The 25,221-nt window shown below is 61.8% G+C and carries 28 protein-coding genes and 1 tRNA gene; 16 read left to right on the top strand and 13 right to left on the bottom strand.

Features of this window, described 5'->3' with window-relative positions:
* Window positions 1-39: 39 nt before the first annotated feature.
* Window positions 40-984: a metallophosphoesterase family protein gene (locus NKH21_RS05680; protein ID WP_352664768.1), complete on the bottom strand. Its 945-nt coding sequence runs from the start codon at window positions 982-984 to the stop codon at window positions 40-42.
* A 53-nt stretch (window positions 985-1,037) separates the two neighbouring features.
* Here NKH21_RS05680 and NKH21_RS05675 point away from each other — a divergent pair, with 53 nt between their 5' ends.
* Together NKH21_RS05675 and NKH21_RS05670 are read left to right on the top strand one after the other, a co-directional pair.
* On the top strand, window positions 1,038-1,538 hold the full coding sequence (locus tag NKH21_RS05675; RefSeq protein ID WP_352863462.1) for an NUDIX domain-containing protein: 501 nt from the start codon (window positions 1,038-1,040) through the stop codon (window positions 1,536-1,538).
* A gap of 63 nt (window positions 1,539-1,601) precedes the next feature.
* Window positions 1,602-2,087 (top strand): ABZJ_00895 family protein, encoded by a 486-nt coding sequence (locus NKH21_RS05670; protein ID WP_352863460.1) that lies wholly within the window; start codon window positions 1,602-1,604, stop codon window positions 2,085-2,087.
* A 10-nt stretch (window positions 2,088-2,097) separates the two neighbouring features.
* Here the strand turns inward: NKH21_RS05670 and NKH21_RS05665 are convergent, their stop codons facing one another.
* Entirely contained in the window at window positions 2,098-3,087 is a 990-nt protein-coding gene (locus NKH21_RS05665; RefSeq protein ID WP_352863457.1) for a glutathione S-transferase family protein, read from the bottom strand.
* Window positions 3,088-3,369: 282 nt separating this feature from the next.
* Between NKH21_RS05665 and NKH21_RS05660 the strand changes: the two genes are divergently transcribed.
* The 4 genes from NKH21_RS05660 to NKH21_RS05645 all read left to right on the top strand — a co-directional run bounded on the left by NKH21_RS05660 (window position 3,370) and on the right by NKH21_RS05645 (window position 6,021).
* Window positions 3,370-3,906, top strand: a complete 537-nt coding sequence (locus NKH21_RS05660; protein WP_352664563.1) for a GNAT family N-acetyltransferase — start codon at window positions 3,370-3,372, stop codon at window positions 3,904-3,906.
* A 63-nt stretch (window positions 3,907-3,969) separates the two neighbouring features.
* Complete coding sequence (locus tag NKH21_RS05655; protein ID WP_352863455.1) at window positions 3,970-4,731, top strand: 3-hydroxyacyl-CoA dehydrogenase; 762 nt, start codon at window positions 3,970-3,972, stop codon at window positions 4,729-4,731.
* A 16-nt stretch (window positions 4,732-4,747) separates the two neighbouring features.
* The gene (locus NKH21_RS05650) at window positions 4,748-5,509 is read left to right on the top strand and encodes a HugZ family pyridoxamine 5'-phosphate oxidase (protein WP_352863453.1); all 762 of its coding nucleotides are present in this window, start codon (window positions 4,748-4,750) and stop codon (window positions 5,507-5,509) included.
* A gap of 173 nt (window positions 5,510-5,682) precedes the next feature.
* On the top strand, window positions 5,683-6,021 hold the full coding sequence (locus tag NKH21_RS05645; RefSeq protein WP_292663671.1) for an ArsR/SmtB family transcription factor: 339 nt from the start codon (window positions 5,683-5,685) through the stop codon (window positions 6,019-6,021).
* Window positions 6,022-6,075: 54 nt separating this feature from the next.
* Here NKH21_RS05645 and NKH21_RS05640 read toward each other — a convergent pair whose 3' ends face one another.
* Window positions 6,076-7,080, bottom strand: a complete 1,005-nt coding sequence (locus tag NKH21_RS05640; protein ID WP_352863451.1) for a L,D-transpeptidase — start codon at window positions 7,078-7,080, stop codon at window positions 6,076-6,078.
* Between the two features lie 314 nt (window positions 7,081-7,394).
* Here NKH21_RS05640 and NKH21_RS05635 point away from each other — a divergent pair, with 314 nt between their 5' ends.
* Window positions 7,395-8,192 carry a TrmH family RNA methyltransferase gene (locus NKH21_RS05635; RefSeq protein ID WP_352863449.1) on the top strand — a complete coding sequence of 266 codons (798 nt, stop codon included), beginning with the start codon at window positions 7,395-7,397 and terminating at the stop codon, window positions 8,190-8,192.
* Between the two features lie 40 nt (window positions 8,193-8,232).
* On the opposite strand, the gene NKH21_RS05630 is transcribed toward NKH21_RS05635, so the two are convergent.
* Complete coding sequence (locus NKH21_RS05630; protein ID WP_352863447.1) at window positions 8,233-9,396, bottom strand: coiled-coil domain-containing protein; 1,164 nt, start codon at window positions 9,394-9,396, stop codon at window positions 8,233-8,235.
* 147 nt (window positions 9,397-9,543) lie between these two features.
* Window positions 9,544-10,125: a DUF1134 domain-containing protein gene (locus NKH21_RS05625; RefSeq protein WP_352664551.1), complete on the bottom strand. Its 582-nt coding sequence runs from the start codon at window positions 10,123-10,125 to the stop codon at window positions 9,544-9,546.
* A 340-nt stretch (window positions 10,126-10,465) separates the two neighbouring features.
* On the opposite strand from NKH21_RS05625, the gene chpT reads away from it, so the two are divergent.
* Both chpT and NKH21_RS05615 read left to right on the top strand, forming a co-directional pair.
* Window positions 10,466-11,095 (top strand): histidine phosphotransferase ChpT, encoded by a 630-nt coding sequence (chpT, locus tag NKH21_RS05620; RefSeq protein ID WP_292659970.1) that lies wholly within the window; start codon window positions 10,466-10,468, stop codon window positions 11,093-11,095.
* A 239-nt stretch (window positions 11,096-11,334) separates the two neighbouring features.
* Window positions 11,335-11,703, top strand: coding sequence for a response regulator (locus NKH21_RS05615; RefSeq protein WP_292659972.1), 369 nt, complete (start codon window positions 11,335-11,337; stop codon window positions 11,701-11,703).
* Between the two features lie 106 nt (window positions 11,704-11,809).
* Here NKH21_RS05615 and ctrA read toward each other — a convergent pair whose 3' ends face one another.
* Entirely contained in the window at window positions 11,810-12,505 is a 696-nt protein-coding gene (ctrA, locus tag NKH21_RS05610; protein ID WP_006203583.1) for a response regulator transcription factor CtrA, read from the bottom strand.
* A 449-nt stretch (window positions 12,506-12,954) separates the two neighbouring features.
* On the opposite strand from ctrA, the gene NKH21_RS05605 reads away from it, so the two are divergent.
* Window positions 12,955-13,332, top strand: coding sequence for a flagellar export protein FliJ (locus NKH21_RS05605; protein ID WP_023719275.1), 378 nt, complete (start codon window positions 12,955-12,957; stop codon window positions 13,330-13,332).
* Between the two features lie 53 nt (window positions 13,333-13,385).
* Here NKH21_RS05605 and NKH21_RS05600 read toward each other — a convergent pair whose 3' ends face one another.
* Window positions 13,386-13,781 carry a winged helix-turn-helix transcriptional regulator gene (locus NKH21_RS05600; protein WP_352863444.1) on the bottom strand — a complete coding sequence of 132 codons (396 nt, stop codon included), beginning with the start codon at window positions 13,779-13,781 and terminating at the stop codon, window positions 13,386-13,388.
* A 92-nt stretch (window positions 13,782-13,873) separates the two neighbouring features.
* Here NKH21_RS05600 and NKH21_RS05595 point away from each other — a divergent pair, with 92 nt between their 5' ends.
* On the top strand, window positions 13,874-14,800 hold the full coding sequence (locus NKH21_RS05595; RefSeq protein ID WP_352863442.1) for an NADP-dependent oxidoreductase: 927 nt from the start codon (window positions 13,874-13,876) through the stop codon (window positions 14,798-14,800).
* Between the two features lie 57 nt (window positions 14,801-14,857).
* Here NKH21_RS05595 and sciP read toward each other — a convergent pair whose 3' ends face one another.
* Window positions 14,858-15,133: a CtrA inhibitor SciP gene (gene sciP, locus NKH21_RS05590; RefSeq protein WP_023679563.1), complete on the bottom strand. Its 276-nt coding sequence runs from the start codon at window positions 15,131-15,133 to the stop codon at window positions 14,858-14,860.
* A 261-nt stretch (window positions 15,134-15,394) separates the two neighbouring features.
* Between sciP and mnmA the strand changes: the two genes are divergently transcribed.
* Window positions 15,395-16,585: a tRNA 2-thiouridine(34) synthase MnmA gene (mnmA, locus tag NKH21_RS05585; RefSeq protein ID WP_352863440.1), complete on the top strand. Its 1,191-nt coding sequence runs from the start codon at window positions 15,395-15,397 to the stop codon at window positions 16,583-16,585.
* A gap of 12 nt (window positions 16,586-16,597) precedes the next feature.
* Here mnmA and NKH21_RS05580 read toward each other — a convergent pair whose 3' ends face one another.
* Window positions 16,598-17,557, bottom strand: coding sequence for a Gfo/Idh/MocA family protein (locus NKH21_RS05580; protein WP_352488920.1), 960 nt, complete (start codon window positions 17,555-17,557; stop codon window positions 16,598-16,600).
* Window positions 17,558-17,793: 236 nt separating this feature from the next.
* On the opposite strand from NKH21_RS05580, the gene NKH21_RS05575 reads away from it, so the two are divergent.
* Window positions 17,794-17,870: transfer RNA gene (locus NKH21_RS05575), tRNA-Met, on the top strand.
* Here NKH21_RS05575 and NKH21_RS05570 read toward each other — a convergent pair.
* Together NKH21_RS05570 and NKH21_RS05565 are read right to left on the bottom strand one after the other, a co-directional pair.
* Window positions 17,827-19,455 (bottom strand): recombinase family protein, encoded by a 1,629-nt coding sequence (locus NKH21_RS05570; protein WP_352863578.1) that lies wholly within the window; start codon window positions 19,453-19,455, stop codon window positions 17,827-17,829. The two genes, NKH21_RS05575 and NKH21_RS05570, sit on opposite strands and share 44 nt — an antisense overlap.
* Before the next feature lie 439 nt (window positions 19,456-19,894).
* Window positions 19,895-20,485, bottom strand: coding sequence for a hypothetical protein (locus tag NKH21_RS05565; protein ID WP_352863437.1), 591 nt, complete (start codon window positions 20,483-20,485; stop codon window positions 19,895-19,897).
* A gap of 154 nt (window positions 20,486-20,639) precedes the next feature.
* Here NKH21_RS05565 and NKH21_RS05560 point away from each other — a divergent pair, with 154 nt between their 5' ends.
* Window positions 20,640-20,870, top strand: coding sequence for a helix-turn-helix domain-containing protein (locus NKH21_RS05560; protein WP_244734471.1), 231 nt, complete (start codon window positions 20,640-20,642; stop codon window positions 20,868-20,870).
* On the opposite strand, the gene NKH21_RS05555 is transcribed toward NKH21_RS05560, so the two are convergent.
* Complete coding sequence (locus NKH21_RS05555) at window positions 20,861-21,064, bottom strand: helix-turn-helix transcriptional regulator (protein WP_352863435.1); 204 nt, start codon at window positions 21,062-21,064, stop codon at window positions 20,861-20,863. The two genes, NKH21_RS05560 and NKH21_RS05555, sit on opposite strands and share 10 nt — an antisense overlap.
* Window positions 21,065-21,191: 127 nt before the next feature.
* On the bottom strand, window positions 21,192-24,239 hold the full coding sequence (gene traA / locus NKH21_RS05550) for a Ti-type conjugative transfer relaxase TraA (protein ID WP_352863433.1): 3,048 nt from the start codon (window positions 24,237-24,239) through the stop codon (window positions 21,192-21,194).
* 172 nt (window positions 24,240-24,411) lie between these two features.
* Between traA and NKH21_RS05545 the strand changes: the two genes are divergently transcribed.
* On the top strand, window positions 24,412-24,738 hold the full coding sequence (locus tag NKH21_RS05545) for a conjugal transfer protein TraD (RefSeq protein WP_352863431.1): 327 nt from the start codon (window positions 24,412-24,414) through the stop codon (window positions 24,736-24,738).
* 1 nt (window position 24,739) lies between these two features.
* A complete protein-coding gene (locus NKH21_RS05540) occupies window positions 24,740-25,063 on the top strand; it encodes a conjugal transfer protein TraD (RefSeq protein WP_352863429.1) in 324 nt (107 codons plus the stop codon).
* The last annotated feature ends 158 nt before the right edge of the window (window positions 25,064-25,221 follow it).

Genomic DNA, 25,221 nt, shown 5'->3' with positions numbered 1-25,221 from the left:
AGCTCTTTGTTTTGACGCAATTCCGGACGGAAAACCGTTTCACACTTTTCCTGGAATTGCTCTAGCCATCGACGCCTCGGCCTCGACGCCAAGCTCCAGCGTCTGCAGGTCGCTGGGCGGCAATGCCGGCCCGGTCAGGCCGCGGCGCGTCAGCCTGATCCGCCAATTGTCCTTTTCACCGTCGATATCGAGCAGATTGTATTGCGCCGGCGCATGCGAACTGCCGGGGGCCTGCCCGGCGGCGGCGACCCCGACCACCGGGATTTTTGTCTTGCGGGCGCCGATGAAGAACAGCGACGGCACATGCGAATGGCCGTGCAGCACAAGCTCGGCGCCGTGCCGGTGAAGAACCTTGTGGAAGCGCGAGATGCCGAACAGGCGTTTGTTCTGCGAAACGGCACCGCGCAACGGCGGGTGGTGGATCATGATCACCCGGAACAGGCCGCGCTTGCCCGTGGCGTCGAGCATGTCGCGCAGCCGTTCCGCCTGGCCTTCGAGAAAGAAGCCGTTGGCCATGAAGGGAGCCGTGGCGCGCGCCGTCGAGACGCCGATCAACGCAACATCGCCGCGTACCCGCAGATAGGGAAAAGTGTTGCGATCGACCGGCGTACTGACGCCGTCGCCGGTCATCCACGCCGCCCACGACCGGCAGGTCTTGTCGAAGGCGCCCGGCACATAGGCATCATGGTTTCCCGGCACCACCGATACGTCGTTGGGTGAGCCCAGCGTCTCCAGCCAGTGCTTGGCCATCTCGATCTCACCGTCGAGCGCCAGATTGACCAGGTCGCCGGTGATGGCGAGATGGTCCGGCCCGCTGGCCTTCATGTCGGCGACGATGGTGTCGATGACGGCGTCGTGCATGTGGCGACGGCGGTTGCGCTGCCAGTTGACGTAACCGACCACGCGCTTGGAGGCGAGATCGCGATAGGTTACATCGGGAAGCGGCCCCAGATGGACATCGGAAATATGCGCGAGCCTGAACATCTTTTCTTCATAGGCGAGGCGCGCCCCGCTTTCCACTCACGGTTTCGCGGACGATGACGGCGCCGGATCCGGAGCAAGCCCTGCGCCAGACCGGATGGCCAGGCGTCAGAGCACGGCTGTTTCACCTGTACTTCGTGCTGCGGCGGCCGATGACGCTCGGCGTGCGCGGCTTGATCCACGACCGCGCCTCCAATTCCGTCTTCCTCATCCGCCACACCTATGTTCCTGGCTGGCACCTGCCCGGCGGTGGCGTCGAGTTGGGCGAGACGATGATCGAAGCGCTGACACGCGAAGTCTTCGAGGAAGGCAACATCGCGCTGACCGGACCGCCGGTGCTGAAATCGCTGCATTTCAACCGCCGCGCCAGCCGCCGCGACCATGTCGGCCTCTATCTGGTCGAGGAGTTCAACCAGACAGCACCGAAACTGCCCGATCGCGAGATCGCCGAAGCCGGCTTCTTCCCGCTTGACCGCTTGCCGGAGGGAACGACGCCGGCCACGCTGCGGCGGATTGCCGAGATTTTTGGGGGTCAACCTGTGTCGGCATACTGGTAGCTTGCCTTTGGCATTTGAAAAATTCTATTTTGTATTTAAGGCAAATCTTCTCGGGGCGGGATCGTGAATATTGATCGAGTGAAATCCGTAAATATTTGGCCGTATGTCGGCTATTACATCCTTACGACCATCGTTGTAACTATCGCCTTCGCGGTATTGTTTGCGCTTGTTCCCTCACCGCCGGAGGGTTTGGCCAAGGCATCCGGATATGCAATCAATATAGCGGCGACGATGTTCACTTATTCAAAATTCATCAGGAATAACGTCCGCTTGTTTAATCGTAATGAGTATTGGAAAATAGTTTCATTCTCGACATTGGCAGCTTGTTTGATTGCCGCGGTGCAAATTTTGATTACATTTGGATCGAGAGGAGGAGGCCAGGAGAATTATGGCAGTATTCCTCCCGTAGCTTGGATTGGCATCCTTCTCTTCGCCAGTATTTTGGTTTTCGTCTTGAATATCGCCGGCTACTCCAATCGGTTTGGAAACACGATGCTGAAAGCTGAACTTGCCAGACGGACCCGGATCGACGCCGAGACCTTCCGCTAGATCGCTGATTTCACGCCGCCTTCCTGAACCTGTCCCGGTCGTGCGGCACGGCGTAGTCCAGCTCCGGCCCGACCGGCACGATGCGCGTCGGATTGATCGTCTCGTGGCTGCGGTAATAATGCGACTTGATGTGGTGCAAATTCACCGTGCCGGCGACGCCCGGCACCTGGTAGAGGTCGCGCAGGTAATTCGACAGGTTCGGATAGTCGGCGATGCGACGCAGATTGCACTTGAAATGGCCGACATAGACCGGGTCGAAGCGGACCAGTGTCGTGAACAGCCGCCAATCGGCCTCGGTAATGCGGCCGCCGACGAGATAGCGCTGCCTTGACAGACGGTCCTCCAGCATGTCGAGCGCCGAAAACAATTCACCGAATGCCTCCTCGTAGGCTGCCTGCGTGGTGGCGAAGCCGGCACGGTAAACGCCATTGTTGACCGCGGGATAGACCAGCGCGTTGATCGCATCGATCTCGCCGCGCAGCGGCTGCGGATAGAAATCGAGCTTCGCATCGCCCCATTCGTCGAAGGCCGAATTGAGCATGCGGATGATCTCGGAGGATTCGTTGGAAACGATGGTCTGCTCGCGTTTGTCCCACAGCACCGGAACGGTGACCCGGCCCGAATAGCCGGGATCGGCCCTGGTGTAGATCTGGTGCAGGAAATCAAGGCCGTAGAGCGTGTCGCCGGTGGCGTCGTCCTCGGCCAGGAACGTCCAGCCGTCGGCGCCCATGAAATGATGGACGACCGAGATGGAAATCACATCCTCGAGTTTCTTGAGCACGCGAAAGATCAGCGTCCGATGCGCCCACGGGCAGGCGAGCGAGACATAGAGGTGATAGCGGCCGGGCTCGGCCTGGAAGCCGCGTTTTCGCCCTTCGGCCGGCGTGCCGTCGCGGGTCACCCAGTCGCGCCACTGCGACTGCGCCCGCACGAACTTGCCGCCGCTCTCCCCGGTATCGTACCAGTGGTCCTGCCATTGGCCTTCGACTAGCAATCCCATGCAATATCCTTTCGTCTTCCTGCTTGATGTAGGGCACCAAGCGGCGCCGTGGAAATCCCCGACGCTGAACAGATCGTCAACGGCTGCGTCGTCGAATGCGTGTCGGGTGCGCCTGCCGATTGCGGCGGCTGAAAATTGGTGCTAGCGGACAATCCGCATGTTCGACTTTGCCGTGATCCGGTTCGACCGACGACGAAAGAGCGCCCGCGCTTGATGAAGCGCTGACTGGCGAACGCTGCCGCTTGCAGCAAACCTTTCCTCGTATACCGGAACGCAAAGACCATGAGCCTTGCCGACGTGAAATACCTGCCGGAAACTCCGGCGCATGATCCTGAAATCGAAGCCATCAACGACGAGGCCTTCGGGCCGGGCCGTTTCGTGCTTGCCGCCTACAAGATCCGCCAAGGTGGCCCGCACGAACGCGCTTTGTCCTTCGTGGCCGTCGATGGCGCAATCGTCGTCGCCTCGGTACGGATGACGCGCATCGCCGCCGGTGCCGGCCGCGCGCTGATGCTCGGGCCGCTCGCTGTGCGGCCGGCCTTCAAAAATCTCGGCATCGGCCGCCGGCTGGTGGCAATCGCGCTGGAAGCCGCTGCCAAGGCTGGCGCACTGGCCGTGATGCTGGTCGGCGACGAACCCTACTACGGCCCGCTCGGCTTCAGGAGGCTGCCGCGCGGGCAGATCTCCATGCCGCGTCCGGTCGACCCCGACCGGCTTTTGGCGCACGAGATCGTGCCGGGCGCGGTGGCGAGGCTGGCGGGCGAGGTTTGCCATGCCGACCAGGCAAGGATTGCCGCGCACATCGCCGCGATGGCGTGACCATGCCAGTGCTGTCGCACGGTGGCTTGGCGGCATAGTCTGGGTACGGAGGAGGACGTCGAGATGAACCCGAACGGCCAGATTGCGATCGTCACCGGTGGCGGCTCCGGCCTTGGCGAGGCGACGGCGCGCGCTCTTGCCGCCGGCGGCGCCAGGGTTGCCGTCCTCGATCTTGGTATCGAGCGCGCGGCCAAGGTGGCTGCCGACATCGGCGGCATCGCCGTCCGATGCGATGTGAGCGACGTCGAGAGCGGTGCCGCCGCAGTCGCGGAAGTGGCAGAGACGCTCGGCGAGCCGCGCATCCTGGTCAATTGCGCCGGCATCGTTATCGGCATGAAGACGATCGGCAAGGACGGACCGCATCCGCTCGATCAATACCGCAAGGTGATCGAGGTCAATCTGATCGGCACCTTCAACATGATCCGCCTGGTCGCCGACCGGACCGCCAGGCTCGAACCGCTGCAGGGCGGCGAGCGCGGCGTCATCGTCAACACGGCATCGGTCGCTGCCTATGACGGCCAGATCGGCCAGGCGGCCTATTCCGCGTCCAAGGCCGGCGTCGTCGGCATGACGCTGCCAGTGGCGCGCGATCTTGCCCGCTCCGGCATTCGCGTCTGCACCATCGCGCCCGGCATCTTCAGGACGCCGATGATGGCCGGCATGCCGCAGGAGGTGCAGGATTCGCTCGGCGCCGCGGTGCCCTTCCCTTCCCGTTTGGGCGAGCCTTCGGAATATGCCGCACTTGCCTTGCACATCATCGAGAACCAGATGCTCAACGGCGAGACCATTCGCCTCGACGGCGCCATCCGCATGGCGCCGAAATGAAAGCGACGGTGATGCCTTGGACGAACCCAGGAAAGACGTGATCCGCGCGACCGACGCCGAGGCGATCAGGCTGGCAAAGACGCTGATCCGCAGCGCCCGTTTCGGCGCGCTGGCGGTGCTCGAGCCAGGAACCGGTTCGCCGCTGGCCAGCCGGGTCGGCGTCGCCACCGACATCGACGGCACGCCATTGATCCTGGTGTCGATGCTGTCCGCCCATACCGGCGCCATCCTTGCCGACCCGCGCTGCTCGTTGCTCGTCGGCGAACCCGGCAGGGGCGATCCGCTGGCGCATCCGCGATTGACGCTCGTCTGCCGCGCCGTGCGGCTCGAACGCGGATCGAACGAACACGCCTGCGCCGAGCGGCGCTACCTCAACCGCAATCCCAAGGCAAAACTCTATGCCGGGCTCGGCGACTTCTCGATCTTCCGGCTCGAACCGGAGCGCGCCAGCCTGAACGGCGGCTTCGGCAAGGCCTATCTGCTCGACCGCACCGATCTGGTCGCGACGGGAGCGATCGTCGACGAGCTTGCCGCCGGCGAGCAATCGGCACTCGACCACATGAACGCCGACCATCTCGATGCGATTGCCCTCTACGCAAGTCATTTCGGCGGGGCCGAGAGTGACGGCTGGATCGTCACCGGGTTCGACGCCGACGGGATGGATCTCGTATCGGGCGACAATGTCTGTCGGGTTTTCTTCCCCGAGCCGCTGAGAACGGCACGCGACCTCAAGCCTGTCCTGGTCGACATGGCAAAGGCTGCCCGATCGGCAAATTAATCACAGCCGCACAGTTAATCGGCTTGCATGGAAAGCAAGCCTTGAGATTTGAGCGAAATGTTCTACCTTTGCGAGTGACGCTGAATCGCTGGCGTGCATCTATAGGGAAAGTCTATGGAATTCGACGCTATTGCCCCCATAGCGGCGGATGAGCAAGAACGTATGGGGGATCTATGGTCTCGAACAAGCTAGTCGCCAACGCCGGAACCGCGGCTGCGTTTCTGACGCTGATGGGCAACGAAAAACGTTTGTTGATCATGAGCTATCTGGCCGAGGGCGAGATGTCGGTCGGCGCCATAGCCGAGAAGGTGTCGCTCAGCCAATCCGCCCTGTCACAGCATCTGGCCAAGCTCAGGGCTTCCGACCTTGTCGAGACCCGCCGCGATCGGCAAATGATCTATTATTCCTGCAAATCCGAAGCGGTGCGCGAATTGCTGCACATGCTGGACGGCATTTTCGGCGAAGGTGAACTGTCGCAGATGGCTCACCGGTTGCGTCGCGCCGGGACCTGAGCGGCCGGGCGGAGAACGCCCTGCCAAATCCGCATTGCTGTCAAGTCAGCCTTGCTACTGGACGCGCTCGTCGGCGGCCTGCGCAATCTCGTCCTTGAACTCGACTTTGGTGCCTGGCCGCACCATGGAGGCAAGGTCTTCGGCATCCCAATTGGTCAAGCGGATGCAGCCATGCGAAAAGGTCGTGCCGATCTTGCCCGGTTCCGGCGTGCCGTGGATGCCGTAGCTTTCGATAGAGAGATCGATCCAGACCGATCCTACGGGATTGTTCGGCCCGGCAGCGATGGTGAAGGGCCGCTTGGTCTTGACCCCCTTGAAAGCGAAGTCCGGATCGTAGTGGTAGGTAGGCTTGTGCACCACGCGCCTGACCTCTGCCGTGCCGCTTGGCGCCGGCTTCTCCTCGCTCCCAATCGAGGCGGGGTAGACCGCCAGCCATTTGCCGGCACGGTCGAGCACACGCACCAGGCGAGCGCCCTTGTCGACCTCGATGGCGGCAACGCCGGCGGGAGGATCGCCCCTACCGACATCAGGCACCACCAAGGTCCTGCCTGGTTTCCTGAGGCTAGTGCCCGGATTGAGCATTCGCAGCAATTGTTCGCTGACGTGGAAGCGCTCGGCCAACCTCTCCACCGCATTGCGGTAGCCGAGCCGCCGCAAGCGGGCCATCCTCTCCAAGCGAGCCGGAATACGCCTGGTGAAAGGTCCGCGCACATCCTTGCGCATCACCTCATAGGTCACCAGCACCGGCTTGGCAGAGGTTGCGATGAGTTTGCTCCAGGTCTGTGGACTGAGCTTGCCGTCGGGCGGAAGTCCGTTTGCCGCCTGAAACGCAGCAACGGCCTTGGCGAAGTTCTGGGAAAGGCGGCCGTCGATCAGGCCCGGCGAGAACCGGGCGCGATCCAGAAGGATCTGCGCCTTCAGCAGCGTCGGATCGACACCTTTCGGTTCGCCGACAGTGAATTGGGCCTGATTGACGGTGGCTGGATCGAGCTTGGCCGCGCGGGCCACGCCGCATGCGAGGGCAAGCGTGGCGGCAAAGACGAGGAGGAGCCTGATCATCGATGTCCTCCCAGGACCGCAGCAGGAGCCCGCTTCTATGACGCGGCATGGCCCCATGCGGTTCCTTCGTTCCATCGAAAATTCTGCATTGAAGCAGCTTGGCCGACGAGCCGTGCCGCGGGAATCAAGATTTCCCTGTCGCTGAGAGGCAGGCAGGCCCAATCTGATCCCGGCACCACCTGATTGGGCTTGACCGTTCGAACGACGTGCATCCATTTGGACGCTGAGATACGGTCCGAGCTTCGGATCCGGCATCATGCCTTCCGAAACCGAATCCCGATTCGCGGCCGGCGCCATGGTCCGCCGAGGAAGCCATGCACCCCATCCGCATAGACGACCCGCAGGATCCCCGCGTCGCCGCCTATCTCGACATCCGCGAGCGAGATCTTGCCGGCCGGCAAGGCCGTTTCGTCGCCGAAGGCAAGGTGGTGCTCGACACGCTGCTTGCCGCCCGGCGCTTCGAGGCAGAATCGGTGCTGGTACTCGAAAACCGGCTGGCTGGCCTCGATGACGTTCTGCGCAAAGCGCCTGCCGGGCTTCCGATCTATGTCGCATCCGGCGAAATCATCGACAGGATCGCCGGATTCCACATGCATCGCGGCATATTGGCGATCGGCCGCAAAGGTCCGGCCATCTCCGCTGAGGCCTTGCTCGGCGCACTGCCCGCCCGCGCGCTGATCGCGGTGCTGGTCGGCATCGCCAATCACGACAATATGGGCTCGATCTTCCGCAATGCCGCCGCCTTTGGCGCGGATGCCGTGCTTCTCGATCCGACCTGCTGCGATCCGCTGTACCGCAAGGCAATCCGCGTCTCGGTGGGCGCGGCCTTGAAAGTCCCCTTCGCCTGCTTTGCCGACGCCGCCGGCTGCACCGCAATGCTCGACCGGCAAGGCTTCAGCCAATTCGCCTTGTCGCCGCGCGGGCAGATCGACATTCGCGATGCCAAGGGAAACGAGCGGCTGGCGCTCTATCTCGGCACCGAGGGCGAAGGCCTGCCGGAAAGCCTGCTTGCCCGCCTGCAGACGCTGCGGATCGGTATGGCGCAAGGTTTCGACAGCCTGAACGTCGCCGCCGCGTCGGCCATCGCGCTGCATCACTTTTCCGGAGCCTAAATTTAGAGCCGTCGGGCCCTGCTCTTGGATCTTCGGAATCTCAGTCGGTCGAAGCGGCCTTCTGCAGCGCCCGCACCCGATCGGCAAGGCTGCGTCCGCCGCTCCCCGGCCGCGTATCCTCAGGCACTGCAAGCGCCCGGGCGATCGGCGAATCCGGCCCGTCGAGCTTTGCCGTCAAGGCCACGACTTGCGCCGCCAGATCATTCATCTCTTCGCGCAATGCGGCGCTGGCGCTGCCGGTATCGTCTCCGGCCTGTGATTTCGACGTTTCGACGGCAGCAAGATCCGTCTTCAGCCGCCTGTTCTCGCGTGCCAGCGACGTCAGCCTGGCCTCCAGCCGCTCGCGGTCGGCATCGAGCTTGGCGGTTGTCTTTTCGATGTCGCCGTTGGCGGCCACATTGACCTGACTGCCTGGCACGCCGGCAAGACCCACCGCAGGCGCCCTTTCACCGCCTTTCGGCTTTTCGCGAAGGCGCACCAGTTCCTTCTCGCGGCGCTCCAGCCTGTCCTCGCGATCGGCCAGCGTGGCGAGCAGGCGTTCGACCTTCTTTTCCAGGTCGCCAGTTCTTTTCTTCTCGGCCTTCAGCGCGTCCCGCAAAGCCTTGCTTTCGGCTGCCAATTCCTGGCTGCGCCTGTCCGCCTCCTTGCGCTGGCCGCGCAGCAGCGAAATGTCGCTTGCCAGCTTCTGCAGCTCGGATTCGCGCGCCACCAGCTCGATCTGCCGGCTGCTGGATGAAAAACTGGCGTCGTCATACATGTGCTCCAGTTTCCGCAGTTCGAGCCCGCGCTTTTCGAGCGCACGCTCGGTCTCCGCAAGCCGCTCCGACAGCTGCTGCAGCTGCTCATCGCGCTTGCGAAGCTCCTCGCCCTTGGTTGTAAGATCGGCGACGACCCGGTTCTTGTCCTGCCGCTCGGCCGCCAATTCCTTCAGGGCTTCGCGGTCGCGGCCGATCTCGACCAGCTGCTCGGCGGCCTTCTCGCGCAATGATTTGACGGTCATTTCAAGCCGGCGCACCGAAACCGCGAACTCGGCGCGAATGCGATCCTTGTCCGCCTGGATCTCGGCAAGCGTCAACGGCATCGAGCCCTCGACGCGCTTGCGCGTCAGCGCCACCGCCCGCCGCCACACGGCCGGGGCAATCATCAGCGCCAGAAAGCCCGCGCAGAGAAAGCCGAGGACAAAGAACAGGATCGACTGGACCAAGATGACTATCCGTTGTGCATGGCAACCGCCAAAGGTCGACTTTGCCATCTTCGCATGACGGAAATCCGGCGCCACGGCAAGAGTATGCCGCGGCAAAGCTCGGACCGTGGGATCACAGCTCCAATCGCAGTGGCGCGATCATGCCGGTCAGAACGGATTCCAGGTCGCGCGCTGGGTGAGCTTGAGGTAGCCGAGATTGACGCCGAGACGGGCGCCGACGCCGGTACGGATCGGCACGAGCAGCACATTGTTGTTCTTCAGCACATTGAAGCCGACGCCGGCGATGACATAGGCGGAGCCGGCGACGCCGCCAAAACGATTATAGAGGCTGCTCACATCGTCGAGATTGTAGACCAGCATCATGACGCGCGAACCCTCGCCGCCGAAATCCCAGCCGAGCGACGGGCCTTGCCAGAACACTTTGTGGTCGCCGGCATTCTTGGTGTAGAGCGTGCCTTCGCCATAGGTCAGGCCACCGATCAGCGCCCCGGACCCCTCTTCGCCGAGCAGATAGCCGTTCGGCAGGCCATAGGTGGCGAAAATCTTCTCGACGACGGTGGCGAGCCCGCCCGATGTCGCGCCGAAGAATTTATGACCGGAATCAACGATCTCCTGGGCGGTGTATTCCTGCGCCCGCGCGGCCGATGCCGAAAAGGCGACAAGGCCGATGAGCGCGATCGTCATTGAGATGACACGGAAAAAAGTCCGGTCGTAGAATCGGGAAACCATGCTTCCAATCTCCGTCAGGGAGCACTTTCGCCGACGCCTCGCACCCGTACGGCTCTTTGGCGGCCGTTAAGGATGACTGTTAGGGGCAAACTATGCCGTAATCCTTTTTCAACCATTAAACTCCCACATGAAGATGGCGGTTCGAAGGCTGTTTTCGCATCGCCCGCGCAGCACCCGGCTGCGTGAACACGCCATTTTCGACAACCATGATTTTGGATTTGTTGCTGCACGCACAAGCGCTGTGTATTCAGAATGCTTGGGAGAGAGCGTGATTCGTGTGGACAGGCGTGATCATGATCGCCCGGTCATTGTGTTGTGAAATTTGCAGGGATTTTTGCCGATGGCCGAGCTTTTCACCCTTTCCGCACCCGACCTGGCAGCACTGCTGTGCAGCCGGGTCTGCCACGACATCATTTCGCCGGTCGGCGCCATAAACAACGGGCTTGAGCTGCTCGACGAAGGCGGCGCCGACGAAGACGCCATGAAGCTGATCCGCCAAAGCGCCAAGAACGCTTCCGCCCGCCTGCAATTCGCCCGCATCGCCTTCGGCGCCGCCGGTTCCGCCGGCATGCTGATCGACACCGGGGACGCCGAGGCCGTGGCCTTCGCCTTCCTGAAGAACGAGAAGCCGGAACTGATCTGGAACGGGACCCGCGCGCTGTTGCCCAAGAACAAGGTCAAGCTGCTGCTCAATCTCATCCTCGTCGCCAACGCCGCCATTCCGCGCGGCGGCAGGCTGGTGGTCACGCTGGAGAACCTCGAGACCGAGCCGCGCTTTGCGCTCGCGGCGAGCGGCCCGATGCTGCGCGTGCCGCCCAAATTCCTGGAATTGCATTCCGGCCACAGGCCGGAAGAGCCGATCGACGCGCATTCGGTGCAGCCCTATTACACCCTGCTCCTGGCCCGCGAAGCCAACATGACGATATCGATCCATGCAACCGCCGACGAGATCGTCCTTTCTGCAGCCTGAAGTTCTCCGGAAGAGCGGGGAAAGTATTTTATCCAAGTCATATTTGCGGCGCTGTCTCAATACCTGTGAGATGGGTTTGCAGTTTTGATCGCATGAAGCATTGCGAAAGAAGATCCCGCTAAAAAAACTTCAGGAAAATTTTACCTAACGGCTTTTCGGCTTCTTTACCAGATCGGCCTATGGTCCCCGGCAGATGCCACGACGCTGCCGGTTCGCCGCATGGCAAAGAGGGTCCGGGAATGAAACGCTGCATGTTCGTCGACAATTCGAGCGTCATCAGGAAGGTTGCAAGGCGTATCCTGGGCGGTTCCGGCATGATGGTAATCGAAGCCGCCAGCGGCCATGAGGCGATCGAGATGTGCGCGGTCGACATGCCTGATATCATCGTCGTCGACGGCGCCTTGCCGGACATGCAGGCGCAGGACCTCATCCGCCGCGTGCGCGCCATGGAAAGCCCGGTGTTGCCGCAAGTCTTGATTTCGCTGGTCGAGGTCGACGTCGGGGCGATCATGCGGGCAAAGCGCGCCGGCGCCCAGGGCTACCTGCTGAAGCCGTTCAACCGGCCGCAATTGCTCGAGTGCTTCCGCGCCTTGAAGATTGCCGCCTGATCAGAGCCTGTTCCATTCCGATGAAAATCGGATGAGCTCTATCTTGTTGTTTTGCCAGGATCTTTCCGAAAACCGGGCGCCCACTTTTTGAGATCACACCCCTGGTTCAGGCGCTGACCCGGATATCTTCAGGCTCACGCAGCACATAGCCGCGGCCCCAGACGGTCTCGATGTAATTCTGCCCGCCCGACGCTGCGTCGAGCTTCTTGCGCAGCTTGCAGATGAAGACGTCGATGATCTTCAGCTCCGGCTCATCCATGCCGCCATAGAGATGGTTGAGGAACATTTCCTTGGTCAGCGTGGTGCCTTTGCGCAGCGAGAGCAGTTCCAGCATCTGATATTCCTTGCCGGTCAGATGCACGCGCTGGCCACCGACTTCAACGGTCTTGGCATCGAGATTGACCACCAGGTCGCCGGTGGTGATGACCGACTGGGCATGGCCCTTGGAACGCCGCACGATGGCATGGATGCGGGCGACCAGTTCGTCCTTGTGGAAGGGCTTGGTCATGTAGTCGTCGGCGCCGAAGCCGAGGCCGCGCACCTTGTCCTCGATACCGGCCATGCCGGAGAGGATGAGGATCGGCGTCTTCACCTTGGAAAGGCGAAGTGTTCTCAAAACTTCATAGCCCGACATGTCGGGGAGATTGAGGTCGAGGAGAATGATGTCGTAATCGTAAAGCTTGCCTAGATCGACACCCTCTTCACCAAGGTCGGTCGTATAGACATTGAAACTTTCCGATTTCAGCATCAGCTCGATGCTTTGTGCGGTTGCACTGTCGTCTTCTATCAGCAGAACGCGCATTTCATTCCCCTTTTCTGCTGCCGGACCATTTCACGACCCGTCCAGGACCGGAGCAGTGATTGCCTGAGCAGAGGCTGCCATCGAATGGTTAATAAAACCTAATTCCCGTCCGTGACGGTATCAGATTTTTTAACCCCTTTCTACACCTTGCTGAATCCAATAACGAATCACAGACCCAAACCGTTAATGCGGCACATTAATAAGCCAGACTAAGTGACTCTTCGGACTCGTTGGCCGGGTTTCGCGACGAGAAGCAGAATTTTTACCCGCCCTTAAGTCCTGAGCCGTATGATTAACAATGCCCGTAAACGAATGGTTACCGCCGGCAAAAAACTTTAGGAGTTTGTTTCCCATAGTTCGGGGAAAGCCGGTGGAAACGGGTCAAGCCTGGGCCTTGCCGGGTGAATTGGACGATATGTGCAGGTGTGCGTTTCCGGGAGTACCGAATCATGAAGTCACGTGAAAACCTCGTTCGGCTGAAGCAATTTCAGGTGAGCGAGAAGCGGCGGCAGCTGCTGCAGCTCGACATGATGATCGCCGAATTCGAGCGCATGGCCGTCGAGCTGGAACTTCAGATCGCTGCCGAAGAGAAGAAGGCCGGCATCACCGACATCAATCACTTTGCCTATCCGACCTTCGCCAAGGCGGCACGCCTGCGCCGCGACAACCTTAGAAATTCGCAAAGCGACCTCGCCCAGCAGCGAAATGTCGCCGAGTCATTGCTGAGCGAAGCCGAAGCCGAACTTTCCAAGGCGGAGATGCTCGAATCGCGCGACACCAAGGCGCGCGACACGGAAGCCGGCGGCCGCAGCGCCATGATCGGCTGAAAACAAGGCTTTAATGCCCGCTGCGCCATTGCTGGGCACCGAACGGTGCCGCCTCAGACACCCAGGTCTTCTTGCTGTTCCGCCGCCCGTGCGCGCGCATTTTTGATGTCGGGCACATGCTGCTCCGACCAGGCTCTGATCTGATTGAGCAGTCCTGCCAGGTTCTGGCCAAGTTCGGTCAGCTCATATTCGACCCGCGGCGGAATGACCGGGAAAACCTCGCGCCGGACCAGGCCGTCGCGTTCCAGGATACGCAGCGTCTGCGTCAGCATTTTCGGCGTGATGCCTTCGAGCTTGCGCGCCAATTCGCCGTTGCGGAGCCGGCCCCGGCGCAGCGCACAGACCACCAGGTAGACCCATTTGCTGGCGAGCGTCTCAAGCACGGCGTGCGACGGGCACGTCCGTCGGAACGCGTCATAGCCAGAAGGGAAACAATCGTCGCTATCCATAAGGTGCGTATATATCATAAAGGTACATACTAGACAAGAGAAAGTAACTATCCAAATGATAGTGGCATATCAAACCAGCAGGAGAGTCTCCCGTGCGTGCCATTATCCAGAATTCCTTCGGCGGACCCGACGTCCTCGTCATCGCCGATCGCCCCGCGCCATCACCCGAGGCCGGCGAAGTGCTTGTCCGCATCGAGGCGGCCGGCATCAACCCGGTCGACGGCGCGGTGCGCGGCGGCCACTATCCGCTGCTTGGCGAGCCGCCTTTTGTCCTTGGCTGGGATGTTTCGGGAATTGTCGATGCGCTGGGCTCCGGCGTCTCCGGCCTCAAGGTCGGCGATGCCGTCTTCGGCATGACGCGCTTTCCCAAACAGGGGGCAGCCTACGCCGAACTCGCCGCAGTCCCGGCTGATGAGCTTGCGCCGAAACCTGAAGGCATAGATCACGCGCAAGCCGCCGCGCTGCCGCTGGCCGGCCTGACGGCCTGGCAAGGCCTTGTCCGCCATGGCCGGCTCGACCCTGGCAAGCGCGTGCTGATCCACGCCGCAGCCGGCGGCGTCGGCCATCTGGCGGTGCAGATCGCCAAGGCGCGCGGCGCTCACGTCGTCGCAACCGCCAGCCCGGAAAAGCTCGATTTCGTCCGCTCGCTCGGCGCCAACGAGGTGATCGACTACACAAGGGATGATTTCACCGGGAAGGCCCGCGACATCGATCTGGTTCTGGACCCGTTCGGCGGCGAGCATGCGGAGCAATCGCTGGAAGTGCTCAAGGCCGGCGGCGTTCTGGTGTCGCTGCTCGATGTCAGCGATGCCACCAAGGCAAAGGCCAGGACGCGAGGCATCCGCGTCGAGCGCATGTCCGTAGTGCCCGACCGTGCCGCTCTGGTGGAACTCGGCAAATTGATCGACGCAAAAAAGCTGGCCGTCCACGTGGCAAAGGCGTTTCCGCTCGAACAGGCCGGTGCCGCCCATGCCTTTCTCGCCACCAGGCCGATCGGCAAGGTGGTGCTGACGGTCTGAAATCGCAGATCGTCGCCCCTCGCAAACGTAAGGGCGCGGATCAGCGCCCTTATCGGCCTAATGCCGGTATTGCTGAATGCGCGTGGTGCGCAGGCCGGCAAGGCCATATTCGTCGATCGACGCCTGCCAGGACAGGAATTCCTCGGTGGTGAGCTTGTAGCGCTGGCACGCCTCTTCGAGGCTCAAAAGCCCGCCACGCACCGCCGCCACAACTTCCGCCTTGCGCCGGATAACCCAGCGACGTGTGTTTGTCGGCGGCAGATCGGCGATGGTAAGTGGGCTGCCGTCTGGCCCGATAACATATTTGACTCGCGGTCTAATTAGATCGGTCATCGTACTCTCTACAAAAAACTCAAAGACCCAATCCCCACCACATTACCGCCACAGCTTTAAAATTTGCCTAAGCAGACCCTAATGGTTAGGTAAGGATCATGAACGCGGCGTTAGCCTTTTCATCGGCATTTGAAACATCTGCCGGCAAGCGCGTTGAACCCGGCAGGAAAAATGAGCCGCCCCGGCAAAGCTGGCGCAGCCGAGACGCTTGACCTATATTCCGGCCATTGGCATTGAAGCGCCGCGCAGAACGAAAGAACCATGAACAGCCTCGACCTTCCCCGACGCCCCGAAAACACCCGCGTCGTCGTCGCCATGTCGGGCGGTGTCGATTCGTCGGTCGTTGCCGGTCTCCTGAAGCGCGAGGGCTACGACGTCGTCGGCGTTACGCTGCAGCTTTATGACCACGGCGCGGCAACGCATCGGGCCGGCTCATGCTGCGCCGGCCAGGACATCGACGATGCCCGTCGCGTCTCCGAGACGCTCGGCATCCCGCACTATGTCCTCGATTACGAGGAGCGCTTCCGCAAGGCGGTGATCGACCCGTTCGCCGAGAGCTATGTCGCCGGCGAAACGCCGATCCCTTGCGTTTCCTGCAATCAGACGGTGAAGTTCGCCGACCTGCTTGCGACCGCCAAGGAACTCGGCGCCGACGCGCTGGCCACCGGCCACTACATCCGTTCCGGCGCCAATGGCGCCCACCGCGCGCTTTACCGGCCGGTCGACGCCGACCGCGACCAGAGCTACTTCCTGTTCGCCACCACCCAGGCGCAGATCGACTATCTGCGCTTTCCGCTCGGCGGCCTGTCGAAGCCTGAGGTTCGCGCCATCGCCGAGGAGATGGGACTGACAGTCGCCGCCAAGCAGGACAGCCAGGATATCTGCTTCGTGCCGCAGGGCAAATATTCCGACATCATCGCCAAGCTGAAGCCGGCTGCCGCCAATCCGGGCGACATCGTCCATATAGACGGGCGCGTGCTTGGCCGCCACGAGGGCATTTTGCGCTACACCGTCGGTCAGCGCCGCGGCATCGGCATCGCCTCGGGCGAGCCGCTCTACGTCGTTCATCTCGACGCCGACCGGGCCCGTGTCGTGGTCGGCCCGCGCGAGGCGCTGGAGACCCACAAGATCTTCTTGCGCAACATGAACTGGCTGGGCGATGGCCCGCTGACAGCTATCCCGCCGGCCGGGCTTGAGCTTTTCGCCAAGGTGCGCTCGACGCGGCCGCCGCGCCCAGCCGTGCTGCATCACCGCGCCGGCGTCACTTCGGTGGAGCTGGTCGACGGCGAATCCGGCATCGCGCCCGGTCAGGCTTGCGTGCTCTATTCCGACGATGGCAACGAGGCGCGTGTGTTCGGCGGCGGCTTCATCGAGCGCTCCGAGCGCGGCGCCGAAGCCGAGGCGATGCTGACGCGGCTGGCCGTCCAGCCGGCGCGGGTTCCCGCCGAATAGGCGGCGTTTCGCTTAGGACCTTGTATGGGCGACGGTGCCGGCGGTCAGGATGCGCAGCACGCGGATGGCTTCCTCGCCGCTGGTGCGCGGTTCGGCCCGTGTCTCGATGCAGTGGATGAAATGCTCCAGCTCGCGCGTCAGCGGCATGCCCTCGCCGACCGCGACATAGGACGGCTCGTTGGCGGTGAACGCCCATTGGCCGCTGTCCTGCCAGACCGCGTGGCGGTAGACGGCAAGCTTGCGCTCCCACGGCTCGACGTCGTCAAACACCGCCATCGCCTTGGTGCCGACAACGGTCAGCCGCCGTTCGCGGTAAGGGTTGAGCCGCGAGGCAAACAGATGGCCGCGCAAGCCGTTGGGAAAGCGCATGTGCAGATGCGCAAAATCGCTCAGATTGTCGAGAAGAGCAGCGCCTTCGCCGCGCACCTCGACCGGCTCCGTGCCGGTGATGGCCAGGATCATCGACAGATCATGCGGCGCCAGATCCCACAACGCGTCGTTTTCGGTGTGGAACTTGCCGAGGCCGAGCCGATGCGAGTGGATGTAGCGGACCTCGCCTAGCTCGCCATTGTCGATCAGCGCCTTCAGCGTCTCGAAGGCGGGATGAAAGCGCAGCACGTGGCCGACCATGAAGACACGACCATTGTCGGCGGCCGTCTGCACCGAGCGCTCGGCATCGGCCACCGTCAGCGCGATCGGCTTCTCCACCAGCACGTCCTTGCCGCCGAGCACGGCGCGCACCGCCATGTCGGCATGGAACTGCGGCGGCAGCGCCATGACAATGGCATCGACATCGTCGCGGGCAAACAGCGCCTCTGGCTCGATTGCCAGGCAATCCTGCTCGCTGGCAAAACCCTCCGCACGCGCCGGATTGACGTCCGAAACCGCATGCAGCGCGCCGAGCGCCTTGAGGGTGCGGATGTGGTTGCTGCCCCAGTATCCGCAACCGAGGACTGCAATGCGCGGTTTCATCAATTCATGACCATGGCTTTCGTGGCCGAGACATAGCGACGTGCCTCGCTGAACTCAACCCCGGCCTGTGCGCCCAAATGTCTGCCCGGCAAAGCTTTGGGCGCCAGCAATATGCCGGCGCGGCAGCCACTTCGATGCTTGACAGGCTTGGCCTCGCAACCTTATATCCGCGCGACCTTGGCGAACGCGCCGATATGCCTGCCGATTTAAGCTGGATTTCGGGCCTTCGCCGCCCTGGCGGGGTAGCTCAGTTGGTTAGAGCACGGGAATCATAATCCTGGGGTCGGGGGTTCAAGTCCCTCTCCCGCTACCACCATTCCCCCCGCTCCTTTGACGCCGTGGGGGAAGGCACCCTCGCCCAAGAGTGCCGTTAACCGCCCAGCGATTTCGACTTCGACGCCGCCGATCCTCGATGGATCTCGAAACACCGTGACGGTTTCGACCAAGTCGCGCATTGCCTCTGCACATTCGGAATCGCCAAAAGCAATGCCCTTAGCAAGCCCGGTCCGAAGTTGGTTTAGTTGTTCCTCATAGCGAGCGAGCACCGCAGGGTGCAGCGCGATCACTCCCGTAGCGGCCGGCACCCGATCCAACTCGGCTAGAATTCCCTTACGCTCTTCATTCAGCGTTGTTGATTGCGGTCCCAGCACGGCTGGGTCGCCATAGCCCTTGGCAATGGCGTTGACTAGGCGCTCGATCTCCCGAGTTAGTTCTTCAAGCCGTCGCTCCAAACGGCTGCGCCTGGCATGGGTGTCGGCTGCCAAGCGCTTCCGTTCTTCGTGGTAGGTCTGGACGTACTGGGCAATCACTTCGGGATGGCGCAACTCGGCGGAAAGGCCGTTCAGAACTGCAGCTTCGACCGTATCCAAATAGAAGGTCTTGGGATCGGCGCATGTTCCGCTTTCAGTCGCGGCGGAACAGCGGATGCGAATGCGCTTGGACTTGTCCACGCCTTTTGACGACATTCCCGCACCACAGGCACCACACCTCAGGAGCCCCGTCAACATGTGCCGTGGTCGGCGCTGGTGGCTTGGATGAGTGGTTGCACGCGCCTTCTTGCGTGCTTGTGCTGCGTCGAACAGGTCGGACGGAACAATAGCGAGGTCGGGCACTGCGACTACTCGCCAGTCCCCCTGGGGATTTGGGCGCGAGACACGTTTCCCCGTGTCAGGATCCTTGATCATTCTGACCCTGTTCCAGATCAGGCGGCCAGCATAAAGCTCATTGTGAAGCAGCCCCGTCCCTCTCTGCACATTTCCATTGATAGTAGATGCATTCCAGGCTCGCCCACGGGGCGGCGGTATGCGGTCGTTATTAAGTTTGTGGGCGATGTCGCGCGGGGTCTGTCCATCGACATACTCCCTGAAGACACGACGCACGATCTCCGCTTCACCCTCGGCGATCAGCCGCTTTCCAGGATCGCCGAGCACATAAGAGTAGCCATAGGTTAATCCACCGGCATGGAGTCCCGAGTTGACTCGGCCGGCTTGGCCGCGACGGACTTTGTGAGCGATGTCCTCCCGGTAGAGTTGGCCAACAAGACCGCGTAGGCCGACCAAGACCGTGTTCACTACGCCTTCGTGGACGGCACGAATTTCGATGCCGAGAAACGAAAGGCGTTTGTGAATGCCCGCAAGGTCTTCCATGTCGCGCGATAGTCGATCAAGCGCCTCTACGACGAGTACGTCGAATTCGTGCTCACGCGCTTTATCCATCAGCTGAAGCAAACCGTCACGGCCCAGGACGGAGCCGCCGGAGCGGGCTCGGTCATCGAACGTCCCGACAACGTTCAACCCCTCACGTTCTGCGTATGCTCGGCATAAAGCGAGTTGATCGTCTATCGATCGCTCATTCTGGAGGTCGGTTGAGAAACGAGCGTAGATCGCGGTCCGATTCATGGTGATTTTTCTCGGCCTGTTCTCGCGCATGGTCTTCGCGGGCCGCTTGGCGAGCGAGAGCTCTTGCAAGGCGGAGAATCGCCCGGTCGGGCGCCTTGCGCAAGACCCGCTTACGGGACTTCACCACCATTGCAGGAACAGCTTGCAACGGGGCAAAAATAGCGGAGGGCATCGCACCCCAAACGATAGCAGTCGGCAGGATGGCCGCCGACTATCAAGCATGCCAAGAAAACGTAGCTCCTCCATGTCTCGCAAGATGCACTCATGCGCGAGACAAGGTAATTCGCCACAATGGACGCTCGCAGAAAGGGATAGCAAGGCGTGCTATTCGGACAAACTTCGCCCTGATCCGATACTCCGGCTCAAACCTGTCGTAACGAAAAACCCGCGTTAGCACTGAGTCGCGTCGGTTGAACAAACACGGTGGACAGAAGGATTTCTATCCTGAGCTGGTGCCAACGACGGTTGCCGCCCCCAAACGTAGTTTAGATGCATGCTTTTCCAGACCGAGCAGATCGGCCGCTTTCGCTTGAAATCGCTTACAGTCAGCCTGAACGATGGATCGCTCAGGCCGTTCAAGAGGAAGGCCGCCCGCGATCTTTTTCAAATCACGGAGGACCGACGCGATGTGCGGCCAAGGGAAGTCTGTTGGATCGTCGATGTCGCGATCCGCGCCAGCGATGATTTCGAGCTTGGCGACGATGCCAAGAAGCGACCTCGCCTGTATGTGGGGGAGTTTGTCCTGAAGCTTTAGAGCCGCAGTTGTGGCCTCTACCTCCGCTTGGCAAGCGATTGAATAACCGACCTTCTCATCTATCCCTTCTGGGTCTGCAGCGTCGAGAACGCGCCTCTCTAGGCGCTGCTGAAGTCGGCAAAGGACGTGCGAAACGTGCTGTGCCCGCGACCAGCCTCGCATCAGCAGAATTGCTGGGTCTGTATCCTCCAAATGTCCAGGCTCACTTGCGTTCTGCCGATCGCGGCGACTGGTCGTGACGGAAGGCAAAGTCGTGCTATTGTCGGAATCAGTCATGATCCGAGCTCCTAACAGCTTGGGGCGTGGCAAGGCTGCTGAGGGTGGTCGTAACACCATCAGCAGCCGCAGTAAGCGACTCCCATAATCGTATCAGGGTTACGATATCTCAAGTGACGATGCAGATCAACGCAAATCGTATCGACGTTACGAAATGAACGTCATCCAGTGCAAGATGGCGCGCGTTGCCCTTGGGTGGGGGACGAGAGACTTGGCTCGAAATGCCGGGGTCTCACCTGATACTGTTGCCCGCTTTGAACGGGGAGAACAACTAAAGGGGACGACCGTTTCTGCACTACGGAACACATTCGAAGCAGCGGGAATAGAGTTTATCCCAGAGAACGGCGGCGGCCCTGGCGTTCGTTTGTCGCGCAATCAGACCTGACGCTCTGGTCGCCATGCAACTGGATTGTCGACCCACCGAATGATATCGGATTCCCGCCAGCCAGCTCCGTTGACACTGATCTTGATCTGAGCCGGGAACGTGCCTTCGGCGATCTTGCGATAGAGGGTTGAACGGGACAGGCCAGTCCGGGCAAGGACAGTTTTGAGGCGTATAATACGATCCGGCTCGGTCATGGCTTGCCTGCACCTTACTGGTTCTTGCTGATGTCTGCGGGGATAGACAGGACAAACCGCTGCCAGGCGCAATCAGGTTTGTCGTCTCGGCCGCCTGCGGGGTGGAAACGACGGCAAATCGGATGCCTTAGATCCCGATGCCTCGCCCCTTACCGATGCCATGGCTGAACGCGAGTTCCGCCCCGAGTCGGCGGCCGGAGTCGACGTGAATGCCGAGTTCGCGCCTGCGGTTTGCCAGCAGCGATTCCAGTTGAGGATCGCGTTCAAGGCTCTTGGCCATATCGGACATGGCCGAGCGCGTTGACTTGTAGCCGGACATATCGCCGGCCTGATATTGCTCCCGTCCCGCACGGTCGAGCTTTTGCCAACGTTCCACGAACCGCTCGGCGCGGCGGCAGGGATCGTTGTCCAATCCGGTGCGGATTTCCGTTTCAAGCTGGAGAGCAAGCACGATACGGCTGACGCGGCCGGCGCCCGCCTCGCGGACAAGTTCGGGATTTTTCACATAAGCCGCTTCGGCATCGCGCCAGCCATGCGGCCGCACCTCCTCGAAAGCGATACGGGCTTCTTTCAGTTCGCGCATCTGGTCGGGACTGCCCTGCCCGTCCGCATCTGCGTTGTGCGTCATCGCGTCGAGCGCGCGCGCGTGACGCACAAGCGCCTTCGTACGAGCGCTGCGCAACGCCGTTTCCGCGTCCACCGGCACATTCGTGTCGTGCGGCACGCCTGTGGCGAGATTTCCTCTGCCGGGCGTCGGGCCTGCATCTCCGATCCGCACCCCAACACTCTCCCTTCCCGGCCCAGGTCGACCTTCCTGCATGGGCTCGCCATCTCCGGGCGAGCGCAACCCGTCCAGCAATCCGCCGATCCTGTCGCGCAGCTTCTCCGGAACAATCCGGCGCACGATTTCGACCACACGCTCGCGGAACGTGATGCCGCGCCGCTCGGCATAGCTCTGCGCCGGGTCGACCTGCTCGTAATCCGACGCCATGTCCTTGGCTCGGTCGCGTGACAGCGTCCGGTCGAGCCGCTCCCGCGTCCTGAAGTCATCGCCGCCATAGTGCAGGTCCATCCTGTCTCGATGCCGCGACAGTGCGACGTAGCTGCCATGCGCATCCATGCCCGGCGTCGCCAGCACATGGGTCCGGTCGACGGTCATGCCCTGCGCCTTGTGAACGGTCGCGGCATAGCCGTGGTCGACGTGCGCGTAGTCTTTGAGGTCGAAGCGAACCGATCTGTCGTCATCGGTGCGCACGGTCATGCTCTGTGTGCTGAGCTCCTCCACGATACCAAGCGTGCCGTTCTTGACGCCAAGTCCGCGCTCGTTGCGCAGGAACATGACCCGGTCGCCGCTGGCGAAGGCCCTTGCACCGCGTTCGACATTCACCTGAACCTCGTCGCCGAGATCGCCCGCAGCGCGCATGCGTTCACGCGCTGCCTGGTTCAGGGCGCGCACCTCGTCGTTTGTATGGGTGAGGATGATCCGGCTTGCCTCTGGGTGCGCCTGCCTGTCGCGATCCCAGCGTTCGACGAGTTCAGCTCGCGCTTCGTCGCGCGTTGCAGCCTGATACACCATGCCTTGCGCGTCATAGGCGCTGATAGCAGCGCCGATCCTGCCGGTTGCCAGATCGCGCGTAGCATCGCGCTGCCAGTCCTCGCGCTGCCGACGCACCTGGCCGATCTCGACGCCGCCGTGGCGTTCGTGGATCGAGCGGAATGCAGCGCCGGCTTCGATTGCCTGCAACTGCTGCGGATCGCCGACGAGGACGACTTTTGCGCCAGCTTCAGCAGCATGGGAGAGCACGCGCTCCAACTGGCGCGTGCCGACCATGCCGGCCTCATCGATCACCAGGACATCGCGCGCGGTGAGCAGATCCCTGCCCTGTCCCCAGCTATGCTCCATACTGGCGATGGTGCGTGACGAGATGCCTGCTCCGCCTTCAAGATTCTCAGCGGCAATGCCGGAGAGTGCGGCGCCTCGGACCTCGTAGCCCGCCGCTGCCCATGCTTGGCGCGCAACCCCCAGCATGGCGCTCTTGCCCGTTCCGGCAAAGCCAACAATGACATCAAGACCGCGATCCCCGGTGATGTGCGCAAGCGCATCGGTCTGCTCGCCCGAAAGGACAAGCCCGCGATGCGCAGCCCGCGCCAGCGCTGCCTCGCGATGTGCGTCACTCACCGCGTGTCGCTCGTCCAAATCGATACGCTCCGCAGCGCGGTGAAGGCGCTGTTCGGTCTCGATCATCTGCCTTGTGGTGAAGCGGTCTTCGCCGCGTCCGTCCTTGCCGAGTTCAATCAGATCAGGTGCAGTCCTGATGGCGGCCACCACTGCGTTGAACTGCTCCACTCCATCGCTGTGGCGATGCGAGAACTTCGCAATGTCCTTTCGGGTGAAGGTCGATTGCTGATGCGTGATGGCATCGAGCGCCACGGATGGATCGGCAATGATGCGCGCACCATTGTTGCGCGCGATCTCGCGATGCAGTTCGGCGCGATCCGCTTCAATGTCCCCAGCAGCAAGGCCGCTGCCCTCGATGCGTTGGGCCGGCGCACCAATCTGCGTTTGCGGCTCCAGGACAATACCCTGCGCTTCCAGGCTGCGGTGATCGATGCGGGCGTCGATGTCGAGTTCGGCAAGGCGTTCATTGGCCAGCTCCGCCCACCGCTCGCGCCAGCGCTCGACCAGCTGGGTAGCATTCCAGTCTCGAACCTTCGCGCCAAAGCCATTGTCGTCCACGGCCCGCATGGTGAGCATGACATGACCATGCGGCTTGGGACTGCCATCCTCCGCCCTGTCCCAATGCACGTTAAGATCGGCGACCATGCCCTTGCTGACAAACTCAGCCTGAACAAAGTCGCGCGCCAGTTCGATGCCTTGCGCTTGGCTCAGTTCGCGCGGCAGGGCGAACTCCACCTCTCGGGCAAGCTGCGCATCCTTGCGCACCTCGAAGGCCTCGACATCGTTCCAAAGCCGTTCGCGGTCGCGCCAGGCTTCGGGTGCATCCTCCGGCAGCATCACCTCGGAATGGACGACGCCGCGCTTGGCCGAGAAGTCATGAGTGCGATTGATGCGCTCGTCACGCAGCCGTGAGGCTGAGCGGTAGGCGGCCGACGCCACAGCACTCGAGCCGGCCTTGCGGCCAATGACCTTGACGTGAAGATGATAGATCGCCATCGCGACAGGATCATTTGCACGTCAAAGCGCACGTCGGCACGACGTATAAGCGCGCCCTCCCTTGAAAAAATCTCGGGATGGACCAGCCCGTCCCGGGCTGTCTCGGCTACCCTGAAGCCTTCCGGCGGACGCTCAACTATCATCCAGAGATCGACAATCAATGGAGACAGCCATGCGCAAACCGCGGGACTTTGACGCCGAACTGAAGGCGCTGGAAGAAAAAGCGCGAGACCTCAAAACGCGCAAGGTCCAGCGGCTTGGCGAGCTGGTGATCGCCACCGGGGCCGATCAGCTCAATACCGACGAACTGGCCGGCGCACTGGTCGCAATTGCTGAGACGAAAGACACCTCGAAGCGTGAGGCATGGGCCAAGCGTGGAGTGATGTTTTTCGAAAGCAGGTCCCGGCGAACTGCTCCGGCATCTCAGCGCAACCCTCGCAGCGCTCAAGCGCAACCAGGCAGCACACAATCGCCGGCAAGCAGCTCTGGCTCAGCATGATATGCGCACCTGGCAGGTCGAGCGTCGCAAGCGTACAAGGCAGCTCATCGAACTTGGCGGTCTCGTCGTCAAGTCCCGGATCGTGGACCAGACCGGCGACGACCGCGCCACCATCTACGGCGCCATGATTTGGATGGCCGAAAAGCTCAACAGCGAGGACGGTGGACGGGCGCGGGAACTGTGGGCCAGAAAGGGGAAGGAGGCATTCGATGCGGAACGTTCAATAGGCGCGTTTGAGAAAGCAACCGTCATAGGACTGAATGTGACCGATGCCGGGCGGCGTGGAGACCTCAAATATCGCATCGCCGCCCGGCATCGCGGCTAGATCGACCTAGCGCATCATCATATAGACAGCGTCCTGATCTCGGCGGCCGACAAGGTCGCAGCCACAATCCATGCGATGATGGTCGTTCAGCCGGAAGAGGCGCAGGCAGATTCAGGCGCTTTGAGTTCCCGGACGGTAGCCGAAGGTCTTTGAAGGCA

Source organism: Mesorhizobium sp. M1329, from assembly GCF_040318035.1.
GTDB lineage: Bacteria > Pseudomonadota > Alphaproteobacteria > Rhizobiales > Rhizobiaceae > Mesorhizobium.
The sequence above is the reverse complement of the archived record's forward strand: the minus strand, read 5'-3'. Positions and strand labels throughout refer to the sequence as shown.